Origin of the sequence: Paucibacter sp. B2R-40, from assembly GCF_025717555.1 — a bacterium.
GTDB lineage: Bacteria > Pseudomonadota > Gammaproteobacteria > Burkholderiales > Burkholderiaceae_C > Paucibacter_A.
In genome coordinates this window covers 25,452-42,337 of the sequence record NZ_JAJIRP010000009.1, presented here as the reverse complement: position 1 = coordinate 42,337, position 16,886 = coordinate 25,452, and the positions used below count along the sequence as shown (strand labels likewise).

General features: G+C 61.2%; 14 protein-coding genes and 2 pseudogenes. 6 read left to right on the top strand and 10 right to left on the bottom strand.

The genetic code is table 11. The annotated features are described in order from the left end of the window. Positions 1–363: 363 nt before the first annotated feature. Positions 364–960: a PEP-CTERM sorting domain-containing protein gene (locus LNV09_RS17840; protein ID WP_263558422.1), complete on the bottom strand. Its 597-nt coding sequence runs from the start codon at positions 958–960 to the stop codon at positions 364–366. 455 nt (positions 961–1,415) lie between these two features. Here LNV09_RS17840 and tssD point away from each other — a divergent pair, with 455 nt between their 5' ends. Further along, positions 1,416–1,811: a type VI secretion system tube protein TssD gene (tssD, locus tag LNV09_RS17835; RefSeq protein WP_411969321.1), complete on the top strand. Its 396-nt coding sequence runs from the start codon at positions 1,416–1,418 to the stop codon at positions 1,809–1,811. Between the two features lie 418 nt (positions 1,812–2,229). Here the strand turns inward: tssD and LNV09_RS17830 are convergent. The 7 genes and pseudogenes from LNV09_RS17830 to LNV09_RS17795 all read right to left on the bottom strand — a co-directional run. Beyond that, positions 2,230–3,293: pseudogene (locus tag LNV09_RS17830) on the bottom strand (IS3 family transposase); the annotation flags it as partial. A 107-nt stretch (positions 3,294–3,400) separates the two neighbouring features. Then, on the bottom strand, positions 3,401–3,799 hold the full coding sequence (locus LNV09_RS17820; RefSeq protein ID WP_263558418.1) for a DUF2177 family protein: 399 nt from the start codon (positions 3,797–3,799) through the stop codon (positions 3,401–3,403). 20 nt (positions 3,800–3,819) lie between these two features. Next, positions 3,820–4,224, bottom strand: coding sequence for a TspO/MBR family protein (locus LNV09_RS17815; protein ID WP_263558417.1), 405 nt, complete (start codon positions 4,222–4,224; stop codon positions 3,820–3,822). A gap of 103 nt (positions 4,225–4,327) precedes the next feature. Then, on the bottom strand, positions 4,328–4,816 hold the full coding sequence (locus tag LNV09_RS17810) for a pyridoxamine 5'-phosphate oxidase family protein (protein ID WP_263558416.1): 489 nt from the start codon (positions 4,814–4,816) through the stop codon (positions 4,328–4,330). 189 nt (positions 4,817–5,005) lie between these two features. Next, positions 5,006–6,388, bottom strand: coding sequence for an NAD-dependent succinate-semialdehyde dehydrogenase (locus LNV09_RS17805; RefSeq protein WP_263558415.1), 1,383 nt, complete (start codon positions 6,386–6,388; stop codon positions 5,006–5,008). A 29-nt stretch (positions 6,389–6,417) separates the two neighbouring features. Next, positions 6,418–7,494 (bottom strand): alkene reductase, encoded by a 1,077-nt coding sequence (locus LNV09_RS17800; protein WP_263558414.1) that lies wholly within the window; start codon positions 7,492–7,494, stop codon positions 6,418–6,420. A 147-nt stretch (positions 7,495–7,641) separates the two neighbouring features. Then, complete coding sequence (locus LNV09_RS17795) at positions 7,642–7,869, bottom strand: hypothetical protein (protein ID WP_263558413.1); 228 nt, start codon at positions 7,867–7,869, stop codon at positions 7,642–7,644. Positions 7,870–8,004: 135 nt separating this feature from the next. Here LNV09_RS17795 and LNV09_RS17790 point away from each other — a divergent pair, with 135 nt between their 5' ends. Next, positions 8,005–8,913, top strand: coding sequence for a GGDEF domain-containing protein (locus tag LNV09_RS17790; protein WP_263558412.1), 909 nt, complete (start codon positions 8,005–8,007; stop codon positions 8,911–8,913). A gap of 81 nt (positions 8,914–8,994) precedes the next feature. On the opposite strand, the pseudogene LNV09_RS24835 reads toward LNV09_RS17790, so the two are convergent. Together LNV09_RS24835 and LNV09_RS17780 are read right to left on the bottom strand one after the other, a co-directional pair. Continuing rightward, positions 8,995–9,165, bottom strand: a pseudogene (locus LNV09_RS24835) (ATP-binding protein); the annotation flags it as partial. 49 nt (positions 9,166–9,214) lie between these two features. Continuing rightward, complete coding sequence (locus LNV09_RS17780; RefSeq protein WP_263558410.1) at positions 9,215–10,390, bottom strand: extracellular catalytic domain type 1 short-chain-length polyhydroxyalkanoate depolymerase; 1,176 nt, start codon at positions 10,388–10,390, stop codon at positions 9,215–9,217. Between the two features lie 397 nt (positions 10,391–10,787). On the opposite strand from LNV09_RS17780, the gene LNV09_RS17775 reads away from it, so the two are divergent. The 4 genes from LNV09_RS17775 (at position 10,788) to LNV09_RS17760 (ending at position 16,820) form a co-directional block, all read left to right on the top strand. Further along, positions 10,788–11,792, top strand: coding sequence for a YihY/virulence factor BrkB family protein (locus LNV09_RS17775; RefSeq protein ID WP_263558409.1), 1,005 nt, complete (start codon positions 10,788–10,790; stop codon positions 11,790–11,792). Between the two features lie 9 nt (positions 11,793–11,801). Beyond that, complete coding sequence (locus LNV09_RS17770) at positions 11,802–14,231, top strand: catalase (protein ID WP_263558408.1); 2,430 nt, start codon at positions 11,802–11,804, stop codon at positions 14,229–14,231. Between the two features lie 685 nt (positions 14,232–14,916). Next, positions 14,917–15,657 carry an alpha/beta fold hydrolase gene (locus LNV09_RS17765; protein WP_263558407.1) on the top strand — a complete coding sequence of 247 codons (741 nt, stop codon included), beginning with the start codon at positions 14,917–14,919 and terminating at the stop codon, positions 15,655–15,657. A 17-nt stretch (positions 15,658–15,674) separates the two neighbouring features. Beyond that, complete coding sequence (locus LNV09_RS17760) at positions 15,675–16,820, top strand: zinc-binding metallopeptidase family protein (RefSeq protein ID WP_263558406.1); 1,146 nt, start codon at positions 15,675–15,677, stop codon at positions 16,818–16,820. Positions 16,821–16,886: the final 66 nt, after the last annotated feature.

Below are 16,886 nucleotides of genomic sequence, written 5' to 3'. Positions count from 1 at the left end.
ATCCAGCCGATGAGCCGCTCAATCGCATAACTGGAAGGAAGCGGTCATTGAGAATCTAAAACTGAGCGGCAGCAATCAGGCTGCAAGCGTCTGCCGATGGGCGACAGCTATGGGCGCGGAGTTGCCACGCAGTCAGGACCCGCGAAAGGTCCGAGCCTGTTCTAGGTCAACAGTTCGAACAAGCGCCTCACAGCTGGCGCTCGTTTGCCGACCGTTTTGGCCAACGGCGGCTTACTGTCGATGATTTGGCCTTACGCTCCCGACCATCAACAGTTCTTCAGATTTGTCAGCTTCAGCCCCTCCTTCAGCGTCAAGCAGGCCCTCAAGGGCACGCACGGTGAAGAGCGCTGCCGAATCCCAGCGCTAGGCCTGCGCTGAGGCGGCGGGTTTGCGCTGACCGCGTAAGCGTTGGCCGGCGAGCCCGGCGATACCGGCCAGGCCCAGCAGCATCATAGGAATGGACGCCGGCTCAGGAACCGCCGACAGTATCCAGTTCTGCGGCACGTATTGGCCGTTGTAAGCGTTGATCGCGGTATTGTTGATGTACGCCTGGGAGGCCACTGGGTTGTCGCTGCCATTCGGCCAGGGAATCACGTAGAAATAGTTGGTGATGCCGGTGCCGGAGACGGCGTTGCCGTCTGAGAAGTAGAAATTGTTCTTCAGCGGGTTGAACGAGGCCATAGCGCCGGTAGCAGCAAAGCAACTGGGGCATTGGTTGCCCGGGCTGGTATAGCTGAACGCGTTCAGCGTGCCGCCGAAGGCCACGCCGTTGATGCTCACCGCCAGTTGCGAGATGTCGCTCACCATATCGCCGCTGAGCGTGCCGGCAAATGAGCCAGTAACCAGCTCACCCGTGTTGAAACGGTACGAGAACTGGAAGTCCTCTGCCTGGGCTGAGCCGGCAGCCAGCAAAAGGGCTGCGAGTGAAAATCCGGTACAGGCCTTGAGAAAGCGGTGCATCTAGAACTCCGTCAAGCATGCGTCAGCGCATGCTCGCGATCGTAGCTCACCAGCGTCTAAGCTCAGCAGGCGAGCGTCCCTTGAATTGGGGGGGGTGCCCCTTTCTGTCGTTGAACGACTGCTACGGGAAACCGAGCTCTTTCGCTCCAAGTACCGCAATGGGTCGCTACTTGATGAAAGAGACATAGCGCTGAATTGCAGCTATGGGCAATGACTTGCCATGCAGTCGGTACCCCGGAAATATTCCAGCCTGCTCCAGGCCAACTCTTCGAGCAAGCAGCGCATAGCTGACGTTCGGTTCGGCGACCGTTTTGGTCAACGGCGGCACATTCTTAATGAGAGAGAAAAATATATTAGTTATATTTTGACTAACAAACAAACATTTCACATATAGAAGGAGAACTCTCATGGCATTAAACTGTTATCTGAAAATAAAGTGACAAAAGTCCGGAGAAATCAAAGACTCCGTGACCCAAAATGGCCGCGAAGGCAAGATCATGGTTATCGCTGCTTCGCATGAAATCATCTCGCCGCGGGATACTGCTTCTGGTCTACCTACCGGCAAATGCATGCAAAAGCCTTTTGTCAGTACCAAGGAATTGGACAAATCCTCCCCCTTCTCTACAACCTCCTCACCCATAATGAGAATATTACGGAATGGGAGCTTCAGTTCTGGGCGCTGGGCGTTACCGGTTCCGAGAAGCAGCACTACAACTATTAAGTTGACCAAAGCCAATATCGCCTCCATCGATTTCCACATGCCCAATAAAAAACATCCCGACCTCATGAAACTCAATGAATATGAGGAAGTGGATTTTACCTACCAAAAAAATAGAATTGACGTGGGTTGATGGCGGCATCACTTCATTAGAAGAATGGGATTAACCAGTTGCCTAAGTTTTAAGTAAAAACGGTTTAGACATTCAAGGCAAGGGCCGGGAGCCCCCCATCATCTCCAGTAAGCTGCCGTTGACCCAAACAGTTAACTAAGCCTCAGCCTCAGCCTCAGCCTCAACCTCGGCTCTGCTTTCTTGGTCTTCGTATCCCTCTCTTGGGAATTAGGCCAGCCGATGGCGTTCGAGCATGGAGCCAACCTCTGCCACAAAAACTCGCAGCCCAAGGCAGTCGATTCCCCCTCGCGGCACCGGGCGGTCGGTTCGCGCACCGGGCTGGCGATCCATCGCAACACCGCTGCACTCCAGTCAGTGCCCAGAGATACTGGCGCGTCACTTTTCAGGCCTCGACACATGAGCACACTCATTAACCCTAGAAGCCCTCAATGTAGTCAAACACATCTGACTTGGCTTCACTGCGTGTCGCATAAATGTGGCGCTTGATTCGCTCTTTTTTGAGGCTGCTGAAGAACGATTCTGCGACTGCATTGTCCCAGCAGTTGCCACGCCTGCTCATGCTTGGAACGAGTTGATGAGCTCGGCACCAGCGCGTGAATGCATCGCTTCCAAACTGGCTGCCCTGGTCTGAGTGGATGATCACAGGAGCAACTGGGCGGCGACGCCAAACGGCCATCATCAGCGCATCCAAGGCCAGCTCGGTCGCCATGGTCGCCTTCATCGACCAACCCACTACTGCACGCGAGTACAGATCTATTACTACTGCCAAGTAGAGCCAGCCCTCATGGGTCCGAATGTAGGTGATGTCAGTGACCCAGGCTTGATCTGGCTTGTCTTGCGTGAACTCCCGCTCCAAGCGATTGGGCGCGACCACGGCCGTTTCCCCGCGTCGCCAGCGAGGGCGCTTGCAGCCTCGCAAGGAGCGCAGCTTGGCCTGGCGCATCAGGCGCGCTACCCGCTTGACGCTGCAACGAACGCCGGCCTCCTTGAGGTCATGGAGCACGCGCGGACTGCCATACACGCTGCCGCTGTCTTCGTACGACTGGCGAATGCTGGTGAGCAACACTTCATCGGCACGGGCCCGCTCTGATTGTGGCTGGGCCCGCCATGCGTAGTAGCCGCTGCGATTGACCTTGAGCACGCGACACATGCTGCTCAGGCGGAACTCATGGACATGCTGCTGCATGAATGCGTACTTCAACCGGACTCCCTGGCAAAGTACGCGGCGGCCTTTTTTAAGATGTCGCGCTCCTCGGTCGTGCGCTTGAGCTCTGCCTTGAGCTTGGCCATTTCGCTCCGCAGGGATGCCGCCTCAGTGGCCGCCGGACCGCTATCCTGATCCTTGGCCTGCCTAACCCACAGGTACAAGCTTTTATCCGAAATCCCAAGGCGCTTGGCCACTTCGACGACGCCATGCCCGCGCTCGGTCACCTGTTTCACCGCCTCGGCTTTGAACTCCGGGGCATATCTTGCTCGACTCATTTCCTCTTCTCCGTTTCAAATTCGACCTTATCAGGTGTCTACTGAAACGGATGAAGTCCAAATCGACCTGCCGATGGGGAAACGAGCACGCTTCGGGGTGGCCTTGATCAAAGGCCAACTCGGCGTGCAATGAAGTAGGTGACGAACGAGACCGAAGCAGCCAGCGTAGCGCCCCATGCCAAATCCACAACCGTCACCAGAAGCGGCCAATCCTTGAGCGTGGCGAGGTTGCTCAGATCGTAGGTGGCGTAGGTGATCAGTCCGAAGATCGCCCCGAACACGAGCGCGTACATCCAGGAGCTCTTTTCGATGGCCGGAGCAATGACGAAAATCACGAGGCCAAGGACAAACAACAAATAGAAAACCAGTGCGGCCGCCCAATTGAACTCATCTTTCATCAAAAAGCCAATTTGATCGCGATAGAAATTCTTGGCCACAAACCCCAGCCAGACTATGTCGATCGCCAAGAAAATGGGGAGTGCGATGGCGTAGAGCTTGATGAACATGGAGGATGTCGCTGATTTTCTCAGGCGTTGAGAACCGTGATAGAGATTTGCAATACGGTCGCAAACAGTCCCCACAATAGATAAGGACTGTTTGCATAGACCACCCAGCGCAAGTCAGGCGATGCGCGCCAGACGGCGAAAAGCGCCCAGGTGAGTGTGCCCACGACCAGCAGAATATCCAGCGTTGCGAGCAGATTGTTCTTTAGGCCGAACTGAATTGGCGTGAAAGCCAGATTGAATATGAGATTCAGCGCAAAAGGCAGCGCCACCCACCGCGGAACCTTGCCCGAAAACGTTTTGTAAAACACGGTGCCATAGGTCACCGCGATGATTGCGTATAGAGCCGTCCACACGGGCCCGAAAAGCCAGCTTGGGGGTGCCCATGACGGCTTGATCAGTTGTGAATACCAGTTGTACGTGTCCATCGGGCGGCAATTGATTCAGTTCGAGAAATTCCAGGGCGCCGCGAGCTCTGAGGCCACCCCGGTCCGAGCTGCGAACGACGTTCGCGGCTCACACACCTGCGGCCTACAAACTCACTTTGGCGTGCTGCGCGGCGTCAGTCTTAGGCGTTTCTCCGACCAAATAGGCCTTCGCGGCGTCGTAGACGTACTTGAGTCCCTGCATGCCGGCGTTGTCCCAGTATTCGCCTTCGTATGCAGTAAATTTCAGCAGGGCGATGTCCGGGTCGGACTTGCCCTGCGGGAACCACAGTTTCCAGGCTTCTTTCCACAATTTTTCAATCAGCTGCCGCTCGTGCAATACGGTCAACTCGCCGCTCACCGAGGCAAATTTTCTGGCGCTCTGAAAAGTGAGTAGCGCCCGGGGATTGACGCTGATTTCGTCGACTTTGATCGAGTTGATATCGGTCACGAGGTAAGCGCCCATGCCATCGTCCAGGCACGCGATGGCCATCGGCCGGGCATGAATAGTAGTGGCGGTGTGCGTCACCAGCATCGCCACGTCGAACTCATCTACCACCTCGTGCAAATTGTTTCTGCCGTTGTTTGTGTCCATTGCTGCTTGCTCCTTGCTTAAAAATAATGGGGGAAAGTTTGCTTCCGCATCGCAGTGCGGCAGCCTCGCTCAATGGGCTGCCTAGCGAATTCCGGGCCGAAGCCGGTGGAGTAGCGGGTCATGAACCAGACCGGCGCCTGGGTGATCTGGGATGGCATGGACGATGTGTGCATTTGAATTCTTTGGTAGTCAGACCGGTGCGGCGATATCGCCACTGCGCACGAGCTTTTTGTTGACGAACTCCTGGATGCCCATGCGGCCCAACTCGCGGCCATAGCCCGAGTGCTTGATGCCGCCGAAAGGCAGTTCGGCATCGGTCCAGTCGAGGTTGTTGACGAACAGCATCCCGGCCTCAATACGACTGGCCACGCGCTTGCCGCGCGCTTCGTCCCGGGTCCACACCGAGCCGGCGAGACCGTAATCGGAATCGTTGGCCAGCGCGATAGCGTCGTCCTCACTCTTGACGCGGAAGAACGACGCCACCGGGCCGAAGAACTCGTCGCGGAACGCCGGATTGCCGGGGGCGATGTCGGTGAGGATGGTGGCCTGCATGAACCAGCCTGGGCGGGCGATTCGCGCGCCCCCGAGCAGCAGCTTGGCGCCGCCTTTGACGGCGGCGTCGACCTGCGCCAACAGTTGCACCAGTGCGGCTTCGGTGGACAGCGGCCCGAGCGTGGTCGCTTCAATCATCGGGTCGCCGGGCTTCAAGTCCTCCAATGCTGACTTGAAGCGGGCCAAGAACTTGTCGGCGACGGCGTCCAGCACGATGAAACGCTTGGCGGCGCAGCAAGTCTGGCCGGCATTGAACATGCGACCCCAGACGGCCCATGGAATCACCTGGTCCAGATCGGCGTCATCGAGCACGATGAAAGCGTCGCTGCCGCCGAGCTCCATGGTCGACTTCTTCAGATTCTGTCCGGCACGGGCCGCCACGCTGCGGCCGGCGCCGAGGCTGCCAGTCAGCGCCACGCCCTTGATGCGTGGGTCGTCGATCACGCGGTCCGACTGTTCATAGGAAATCAGCAGGTTGGTGTATGCACCGAGCGGTGCGCCGGCATCGAGCATCAGCTGCTCGAACGCGATCGCGCATTGCGGCACGCATCCGGCGTGCTTCACGACCAGGACATTGCCGGCCATCAGCTGCGGCCCTGCGACGCGGGCGAGCTGGTAGTAGGGAAAGTTCCAGGGTTCGATGCAGAACAGCACGCCAAGTGGCGAGCTTTCCATATGTGCTTGGCCGTGATGGGGATGCAGCTTGGCCGGTGCCAGAAAAGACTCAGCGTGCTCTGCGTAGTAGGCCAGGATGTCGCCGCTGAACCTGACTTCGCTGCGCGCCTCACCAAGGCGCTTGCCCATCTCCAGTGTCGCCAATCGGGCGAAGTCGTCGCCATGGGTGTGTAGCAGCTCCGCCGCTCGGTTCAGGATGACGGCGCGCTCGGCGTAGCTCTTGTGCTTCCAGGTCTGGAAACAGCTCTCAGACGCCGCCAGCGCCTTGTCGAGTTGGGCATTGCTCAGGTGCTCGAAGCTTGTCAGCAACTTGCCGTCGTTGGGGTTGATGCTTTGGTAAGTCATGAAGATGTGTCCTCGGGCTGGTGTGTGGGTCAGGTCGCCATGGCCGGATAGTCCGTGTAGCCCTTGGAGCCGGGTACATAGAAGGTGGCCTCGTCCGGAGCGTTGAGTGGCGCACCCTTGCGCATGCGCGCCACCAGGTCGGGATTGGCCAGAAACGGCCGCCCGAAGGCGATCAGGTCGCCGCGTTTTTCGAGCAAGGCCTGTTCGGCGCTGGCGTGGTCAAAGCCGCCGGACAGGATCAACAGCCCGTCGAAGCCGGCACGCAGCTTGAGCTTGAAATCGGCGGGCACCGGCGGCGCACCCATGGACGAATGGTCGACCAGGTGCAGGTACAGCAGGCCCAGCGCGGACAGTGACCCGGCCAGTGCCAGGGTTTGAGCCTGCACTTCGGGGAACGCACCGGTGCCGTTGAAAACGCCAAAGGGCGCGACCCGGATGCCGACCCGGTCGGGGCCAATTGCAGCGACGGTGGCACTCGCGATCTCGAGCGCAAAACGATTGCGGCCTTCGATGCTGACGCCATAGCCATCGGTACGAAGGTTGACGAGCGGGTTCAGAAACTGTTCGACCAGATAGCCGTTGGCGCCATGAATTTCGACACCATCGAAACCCGCTTCGATGGCAAGCCTCGCGGCGGTCGCGTACTCCTCGACGGCCTGTGCGATGTCGGCTTCGCTCATGGCCCGAGGCGGGCTGTGCGGCTGCATGCCCAGGGTGTCGGTGTACATCTCGCCCGGGCACACAGCGCTGCCGGGCCCGAGAACCTCGGCGCCGGGCGGAAGGTTGGCCACATGTGCCACCCGACCGCAGTGCATGAACTGCACGAAGATCGTGCCGCCCTGTTCGTGCACGGCCGTCGTGGTGGCCTTCCAGGCCTGCGCTTGTGCTTTGTCGTACATCCCCGGGATGCGCGGGTAGCCCAGGCCGTTGGGGCTGGGCGAGGTGCCTTCGGTGATGATCAGGCCGGCGGTCGCGCGCTGGCCATAGTAGGTTGCCATCAATGCATTTGGCGTGTGCTGGAGCGTGGCCCGACTGCGTGTCAAGGGCGCCATGACCATGTGATTGGCGAGTTGGAGCGAGCGGAACGAAAAGTTGTCGAAAAGCAAGGGTGGGACTCCTGGGAGAGGTCAAACCTGCAGGGCGCCAAAAGGGGCGCGAACTGGTGCCGGACGTGAAGGTTTAGAACGGTCGAGTCTGCGCGCCGGGCTTGGTGAGAACTGTGCGTTGAAGCACATAGAAGCGTGGCGGAGGGCTCAGGGCTGCGATTCGACCAATAAGTTCCAGCGAAGTGAGGATCGATTCGGGTCGGGTCGAGTCTGTCGGGTGTCGCGTCCGCTTGAGAGAGCCCGCCTCGCCGAGAGCACGGTGACGCCGCCAAGCTTGCCGACCGCGTCGTCAACGCGGTAGCGTTCGCCTGAGGCACGTATCTGGAGGTCCGGGCTGAAGGCATGCTGAATGCCGAGGATGAATTTCTCGCGCATGCCGGGCGTACTCGGGTCGGGATTCAGCACCCCCACCGCGCCGCTGCCGTTGCAGCGCTCAGGAACATCTCCTTGTCCTACAGACGCCCCGGCGGACGGCGCTCACACTCCAGAGGCACCAATGACTTCTAAAAAATGACACTGCCGCCCAACGCACCCACGCCGTCAGACACATTGAACGCATTAGAGGCGGCGCTCGATAAGAGCCAAGAGGTCAAGGTCAAGGTGGAGGACTGTGCCGACGACTTGGCTGTAGCCAGTGATCTCGCCACAGTGCGCATCGCGCGGGGGGAGAAAATGCTGCCGGCCGACCAAGTTCTGCAGAACAGCAAGGCCATCGGTATCAAGGTACAGGATTGCGCCGACGATCTGCAGGAGGTGGCGGACACCTTGGCCCATGGCCTTGCTGAGGTTAAGGATGTCGAACAGGCGTTGAGCCAGTCACGCGAAGCCCTGGCTGAATCCGAAACTGCACTCGCCGCGTCACGCCATGCCGAACGTGCTGCAAGTACCCTTGCCATGCATGATCAGAAGACAGGCTTGCCCAACCGCACCTTGTTCGATGACCGCCTGGCTCAAGCCATCGCTGGCGCCGACCGTCACGGCTGGATGCTCGCGGTGATGTTTCTGGACCTCGACCGCTTCAAGCTGATCAATGACAGCCATGGCCATGCTGCCGGTGATTCAGTGCTGACGGTGGTCGCGCAGCGTTTGCTGAGTCAAGCGCGCGACGAGGACACGGTCTGCCGCAACGGCGGTGACGAATTCCTGTACTTGCTGATCAATCCGACAAGTCGCGACGACGTTGCACGTATCGCAGGCCTGGTACAGGCGGCGATCGCTGCCCCAATCAGCCATGGCGATCTGCAGTTGGTCATCACACCAAGCATCGGCATTGCGCTCTACCCGCATGATGGCCAGAGCGGTGATATTTTGATCGCCAATGCCGACACTGCAATGTACCGAGCGAAATCGTTGCCCGGCACCTGCGTATTTTTCGAGGCACCGGTGGCCTCGATCAACCCGTCTAGATCGCCAGGCTGAGCATGACGCGTCCGGCCTCGCTTGCACGGGTAAGGTGAAGTAGAACTTGGAGCCCTCGCCAAGCACACTGTGCAAAGCAATGCTGCCGTCGTGCGCTTCAATGAAGGACTTGACGATGGCCAAGCCCAGTCCAAGGCTCGACGCGGCGCCGGCCTCGCCGCCGGATTCGCCCTTGTCGAAGACCTTTTCTATCAATTCGGCGGCAATGCCTTGGCCGTTGTCGCTGACCCAGCAATCGACGGTTCCTGACAAGTGCGTCGCTTGGGATCGACTCGCCGAGACCTCTCGGTGTGAGCACGCCTCATGCCGAACCGGCAGGGGCTAGATCCAAGAAGAACCGCACCATTTCCGCCGAAGCATCGGGGCCGGCGCCGTCGGTGTAGGAGCCACTCGGATGGCCACCCGACCAAGCATGGCCGCCACCGTGCAGAGTCCAACTTTCAATTCGAGCTTGCCCAAGGGCGTCGGTGTGGATCTCCCGGCTGAAGCGGCGCCCGCCTTCTGCAACGCCGAATCGGGTGCCGACATGCAAGGCATCCTGGCTTGGCCCCGAGCCATACGCGTCGCGGGCCTGCTGGACGATCAGCTTGCTATTGGACTGCTGCACGGTATGGTCTCTATCGCCGTGGAACACGATAGTCGGCACGGCCTGCGTGGCGCTGCGGCCCTGGCTTACGGCCGTCTGGCCAAAATTGCGCAGGCCAGCGATGCCGCTGCGCCCCCCTTTCATGGCCAGCAAAGCCGACGGGATATCGTGCGCGCTGCCGTAAGGCAGGCCCGAGTGAGCGCCAACGCCGGCAAACAACTCCGGATAAGTTTCGCCCAGCACGACAGCCATCGCAGCGCCGGCCGACAGGCCGGCCACAAAGATGCGCTGCGGGTCGGCGCCATGCTTGTCCGCCACTTCGCGGGCGATGCCGGCGATCAGCGAAGGCTCACCATCGCCTCGCAGCTGGTCTTGGGGCTGGAACCAGTTCCAGCATTTGGAGGCATTCGCCTGCGCGGCCTGCTCGGGGTAGAGGACAAGAAAGCCGTGGATATCGGCCAGGCGGTTCATCTGGGTGCCGGCCGCGAAATCGTCAACCGTCTGCGTGCAGCCATGCAGCATCACGACCATGGCGCGCGGCGTGGCTGACGCTGCCTTGGGGCTATAGACCTTGTAAGCGCGGCTGCCGGCCGCGTTGCTGAATTGATGAGTTTCGAAGCTGCCTGGCTTGAGCGCCTGTTTGCTCGAGGCGGGCTTGCGCAGTCTGCCTCGATCAAGTTTGGCGTCAACGGCAGCGTCAACGTCAACGGCAGCGGCAGAGTGAGAGTCCGATGTCCGCCCGGCGGCTAGGGCGCACCGGATGGTTTCGGTGACATGGCGCATCGGGCCGATGGCCGTATTCAAGCCGGCGCTGGTCAGCGCCCGCTCAATCGTGGCATTGATGGCGTCGGCGTTGAAGGCCTTCGTTCTTGCTGAGAAAAGGTTCTTCATGCGGGGTTCCGGTTCGGGAAGATGCGGCGGGCCCATGTTTAGGGCCGGACAAGCTTGATCACCGATCGTCGCCGACAAGGGCCAAGACCGCAGCCGGCCAATGGCGCTGCCTTGTGAAGGACTTGTCCGACAAAGCAACGGCCTCTCGGCTGCTGCAGCAGAAGCTCTTGCGCGGGTAGCCTTAGCTGCTCAAGTAGGCAGAGGTCAAGATGGGCGAGAAAAAACAAGAAGCAACGCAGCGCGCAGTCGCAGCGCGCCGGGCTCTATGGACTAAGTTGTGGGCTGGTCTTTGGGCCGAACTGCGGGCCGCGCTGCGCTCAGCGTACCGGTCTTCGATGCGGCCCAGCAGCGGCGCCGGGCAAGCCTTGTATGGCACCCTGGTCAGCCGCACCGCGCGATGAGGCCGGCGCAACTCTGGCGGCTTTGCAAGCAGGCCGGTACCGCCTGGATTGATGATTACGCGCCGAGCATGGGCGCCGCCTTGGCCTACTACACGATGTTCTCGATAGCGCCGCTTTTGCTGATCGCAATTTCGGTGGCCGGCCTGGTGTTCGGGCGCGAGGCAGCCAGCGGCGAAGTGCTGATGCAGCTGCGCGGCTTGATGGGCGAGAGCGGCGCGCTGGCTGTGCAGGCGATGTTGGAGAGTGCCGCGCGGCCGGCCGAAAGCTGGACCGCTGCGCTGATCGGTGGGGCCTTGCTGCTGCTGGGTGCGACCACGGTGTTCGGCGAGCTACAGGACGCGCTGGATCGCATCTGGCGCGCGCCGCAGCGCAACAAGCCGCAAGGTCTCTGGGGTTTGCTGCGCTCGCGCCTGCTGTCTTTCGGGATGATTCTGGGCATAGGCTTCTTGCTGACGACCTCACTGCTGCTGAGCGCAGCGATCGCGGCCTTCAGTGCCTGGAGCGGGGCGCGGCTGGCCGGCTGGGCGGTCTTGGCCGGCTTCGTCAACTTCGTCATCAGCTATGTCTTGGTGGCGGCGATGTTTGCGTTGATCTACAAAATCATGCCGCGCGTGCGCATCGCTTGGCGCGATGTGTGGATAGGCGCTTGGGTGACGGCGCTGCTGTTCAATATCGGCAAGCTCTTGATTGGCCTTTACATCGGCAAGAGCGGTGTGGCCTCGGCCTTCGGCGCCGCCGGCTCGCTGGCCGTGCTCTTGCTTTGGGTTTACTACTCGGCCCAGATCTTTCTGTTCGGCGCCGAATTCACTTGGGCCTATGCGCACAGCTTTGGCTCCTTCCGCCACGTGTCGGCCCGGCAGGTTGCGGTACAGACCCCGCCCAGCAAGACCGGCAGCGCACTAGGCCCTTGCCCTGGCCTAGCTTCGGGGCAGCCGACCAGCCCCTTGGCCTCATCTTCCTGCGGCTTGTTACGCGCAGGTTTAGCGTCCTCAACCCACTGATTGATCATCATGCCCAAGACTCCAAAATCCGCTGCTGCAACTTCAGCCCCCACCCTGGCCTCCTCGGCGGCGCCCGCCACCTTTCCGGAGCCTAAAAAGAAGCGCGCGCTGGCTGCTCTGCCGCCTGACCCCATGGCCCAGCAACTGGCGCAAACGCAGGCCCTGGTCGCCGCCATGCCCTTCAACCCGAACAAGGCCGCTGAACATGGTTTCGAACGGGGTTTGATGCCGCCGGCCGGTGCGACGGCCGAGCCGGAATCTCGCTTGCCCGCGGCCAGCACGTTAAGCGAAGTCAATAGCAGCGCCAAGCTAGGCAGCGTAGCGCCACTGGGCGGCAACGCGGCGACCGGCTCACTCGACCGCGTGCGGGTGGACTCCGCAGGCCAGGCCTTGACCACCAACCAAGGCGTGGCCGTGGCCGACAACCAGAACTCGCTCAAATCCGGCACGCGCGGTTCGGTGCTGCTGGAGGACTTCATCCTGCGCGAGAAGATCACCCACTTCGACCATGAGCGCATTCCCGAGCGCATCGTCCACGCACGCGGCTCGGCCGCGCATGGCTTTTTCGAATGCTACGAGCCGCTGACCGCGCTGACCGAGGCGGCGCCGTTCAAGGAGGCCGGCAAGATCACGCCGGTGTTCGCTCGGTTCTCGACCGTGGCCGGCGAGCGCGGCTCCAAAGACACTGCGCGCGACGTGCGCGGCTTCGCCGTCAAGTTCTATACCGACGCGGGCAACTGGGATCTGGTCGGCAACAATATGCCGGTGTTCTTCATCCAAGACGCGATGAAGTTCCCCGACCTGGTCCATGCGGTCAAGCCCGAACCGCACAACCAGATGCCGCAAGCGGCCAGCGCCCACGACACCTTTTGGGATTTCGTCTCGCTGATGCCCGAGTCCACCCATATGTTGATGTGGGTGATGAGCGACCGGGGGCTGCCGCGCAGCTACGCCACCATGCAGGGCTTCGGGGTGCACAGCTACCGGTTGGTCAACGCCGCCGGCGAATCGGTGTTCGTGAAGTTCCACTGGACGCCCAAATACGGCACGCATTCGCTGGTCTGGGACGAAGCGGTCAAGATCTCCGGCGCCGACCCCGATTACCACCGGCGCGATTTGTGGGAGCGCATCGAAAGCGGCGCCTACCCCGAGTGGGAGTTGGGCGTGCAGACCTTCACCGAGGCGCAGGCCGAGCAGTTCAGCTTCGACATCCTCGACGCGACCAAGCTGGTGCCGGAGGAACTGGTGCCGGTACGCGCTATCGGCCGCATGGTGCTGAACCGCAACCCGGACAACTTCTTTGCCGAGACCGAGCAGGTCGCTTTTTGCACCGCCAACATCATCCCCGGCCTGGACTTCTCCAACGACCCACTGCTGGCCGGGCGCATCCATTCCTATGTGGACACGCAGATCAGCCGGCTCGGTGGGCCCAACTTCCATGAACTGCCGATCAACGCGCCGCTGGTGCCGGTGCACAACAACCAGCGCGACGGCATGCACCGCCAGGCGATCCCGCGCGGCCGGGTGTCTTACGAGCCCAATTCGCTGGGCGGCGGCTGCCCTTTCCAGGCCGGGGCCGTGCAGGGTTTCAACTCGGTCGCGGTCAAGCTGCGGGCCCGCGATGAGCAGGGCAAGGTGCGCGCCAAGCCGCAGCTGTTTGCCGAGCATTACAACCAGGCCCGCTTGTTCTTCGACAGCCAGACGCCAGTCGAGCAAGCGCATATTGCGGCGGCCTTTCGCTTCGAACTCAGCAAGGTGACGGTGCCGGCGATCCGACAGCGGGTGGTGTCCATGCTCAGGAATGCGTCCGAGACCCTGGCCGCCGAGGTGGCCGAGGGGCTCAATATGAAGCCGCTGCCCGAGGCGATGCCGCTGGCTATAGACAAAGCCATACAGCCCGAAATCAGCCATTCGCCGGCGCTGTCCTTGATGGCCCGGCCCGGAGACGGCTCGGTCAAGGGCCGCAAGATCGCCATCCTGCTGGCGGAGGGCGTCGTCGGGCAAAGCGCCGCAGCGGTGCACGCCGCCTTGCTGAGCGCAGGTGCTAGCCCAAAGTTCCTGGCGCCGCGCATCGGGCCGGTCAGCAGTGAGGACGGCACGGAACTTGTGGCGCAGGCCTCGCTGGAGAACGAGCCCGGCTTCTTGTTCGACGCGCTGGTTTTGCCCGATGGCGCTGCCGCTGTCGCCGGTTTGGCCGCCGACGCCCATACCTTCGAGTTCATCAAGGATCAGTATCGCCACGGCAAGACCATCTTGGCGCTGGGCCTGGGCCGCGAGCTGCTGGGCCTCGCGGGCGTGCCGCTTGCCCTAGCCAATGGAGATGGCGATCCCGGACTGCTGTTGGTGAAGGAATTGAGCAAGGATGCCAGCACCGCCTTCATCGCCGCCATCGCCCGGCATCGCCATCCTGAGCGCGAGACTGATGCTCCGCGGCCTTGAGTGGTGCCAAAACGTGCATTTTGAGGCGCGCGATTCAGTGGTTATGCAATGTCCGGAATCAGTTCATTTTGACGAAGTCAAACGAGTTTTGGGCCGCACAATCTGCGTTCGATAGTGCACAGACGACGGGACATGAGCGCTTTGTACTTATGGTCAGGCTTACGGGCACGGGCACCGGCCGGGGCATAGGCATGGGCAGGTGCTGCTGATGGCGTCGGCGCGGATCGCACCGGCACTTACTCCCTGACGCCGCGGTTTGCTGCTGATGCGCTATGGCATTGAGGCGATGTGGTTTTCGGCGGCGCTTGGTCTGACAGCCTTTGCCGGCTCCCTTGGTCGCAAGGGCCATTTCGCGGCGCCCAGTCAAAAGACCTCACTTCGACCGCATTGCCCTGACGACCAACTCGGCCGTTCGCAATGCAGCCGAGACTGCGAGTTCAGTGTGATCGATTGATCGACAGCAAATCTCACCGGTGTCTGGCTCAAATCCTGAACTTGAATTTCCGCTCCGAGCACCCTGTCGCTGCCTCCATCGCGCATCCGAATGACGCGAACTGGCCGTGAGCGTGTGTTTGATCGCTCATTGAGTTTGTAGGCGCTTTCCGACGTCAATTCGAGCGCTTGTGACCCTCGGCTCAGGCTGCACCCAAACAATAATGGTGCATCGCAACATAGAGCCTCAGTCATGACCTCAAGCACAGTCGCCCAGGCTTTCCCGTCACCCGCTCCATCGCTTGCATTGCTGGGGCTTGAGCCGCTCCGTGCTGCCTTTGAATATGCCAGCATGAAGCTGATGGATCGTGCGCCCCTGCCCAAGGGCGACGGGCATGCCGTCGTGATCTTTCCTGGCCTGGCCGGCGATCGACATGCCGTCGCGCCGCTGCGCTCCTTCTGTGAGGATCTCGGCTACGCTGCGTATGACTGGGGCCGCGGCTTCAACACCGGCCCCGAAGGCAATGTCGACGCGTGGCTTGATCACCTGGCGGCAGACACAAACCGAATCACCGATCAACACGCCGGCAGCATCAGCCTGATCGGCTGGAGCTTGGGCGGCATCTATGCGCGCGAGGTCGCCAAACTGCTTGGCGCGCGCGTCCGGCAAGTGATCACTATCGGCTCGCCCTTTGCGGGCACCGCAGAGCAAAGCAATGTGGGCCTGGTCTATCGCCTGCTCAACGGCAACAAGCCTCAAGTCGACGCGGCCATGCTAGCCCGTCTGCGTACGCCGCCCACAGTGCCCACAACGTCGATCTATAGCCGTTCCGACGGCATCGTCGCTTGGCAAACCTGCTTGCAGCAAGGCCCTTACGAGCATGTTGACAATGTCGAGGTCGAGGGCAGCCATTGCGGCCTCGGCTGGAATAAGGGGGTTTTCGGCGTGATCGCGGCCCGGTTGGCCCGAACGCCGCGCGACGCGGCGAACTGAGCAGCCGGGCCCAACGCATGAGATCCCTGAGTTGTGGACGTTGCGGCCTGCGCGTCTTCTTCGAGAACACTTGGTGCGAGCGCTGCGGCGCCTTGCTCGGCTTCGTACCGGATGAACTTGCTTTCGCAGCTTTCGAGCTTGACGCGCAGGGCGCCTGGCAACGCTTGGGCAGCGGGGGGGCTGCGCCGCAGCGGCCTTGTGCGAATTACGCCGATAGCGTCAACCAAGCCCAAGACTCCAAGGGCGCCGAGTCGGCCGCAACTGTCGTTTGCAACTGGATGATCCCGATGCAGGAAACGCAGAGCTTGTGCCGGTCCTGTCGCACGACACAGGTAATCCCTGCCTTGAACAAGGCCGAGAACCGCAGCTACTGGGTCCTGCTCGAACGCGCGAAGCGCCGGCTGCTTTACAGCTTGATTGCACTGAAGCTGCCTGCACCAAGCAAGACGGACGATCCGGCGCATGGGTTGTCCTTCCATTTCCTTGAAGAGGTGCAGCCCAAGGTGAAGGTACTGACTGGCCATGACAACGGCGTCATCACGCTCAATATTGCGGAAGCCGACGACGCGCGCCGGGAGCAGGTGCGCATGCAGATGCATGAGCCCTACCGGACCTTGCTCGGCCACTTCCGCCACGAGATTGGCCATTACTACTGGGATCGACTGGTGCGCGACACGCCCTGGCTCGCTGAATTCCGTGCATTGTTTGGCGACGAAAGGGCCGACTACGGTCAGGCGCTGCAGGCGCACTACGCCGCGCCAAAGCTTGACTGGCCCCTGAGCTTCGTCAGTGCCTATGCGAGCTCGCATCCCTGGGAAGATTGGGCGGAATGCTGGGCCCACTACCTGCACATTCAAGACGGCCTCGATACCGCCGCCGCTTGGGGCCTCCAGCTGGCCAACGATGTGCCCGGGATGCCTGTGCTGAACGCGAGGGGCCTTGACCCCGCCGCCGCAGACGTGCGAGCCGACTTGATCGAGCAGTGGCTGCCGGTTTCGCAGTTTGTCAACGCGATGGATCGAAGCCTGGGCTCCAGCGACAGCTACCCCTTCGTGCTTACGGATAAGGTGCTCTTGAAGCTCGCGTTCGTGCACCAGGTCCTAGTCGCCGCAGGCCGGGGCGAGGTGCCGGCGCTGCAGCTGTGGGGCGTCGCCACATCGTGAATGCTGCGCCCGCTACCAGTTGCAACAGCAGGGCCACCGAGATGTAGGCGAGTAGGTGAGTGACGG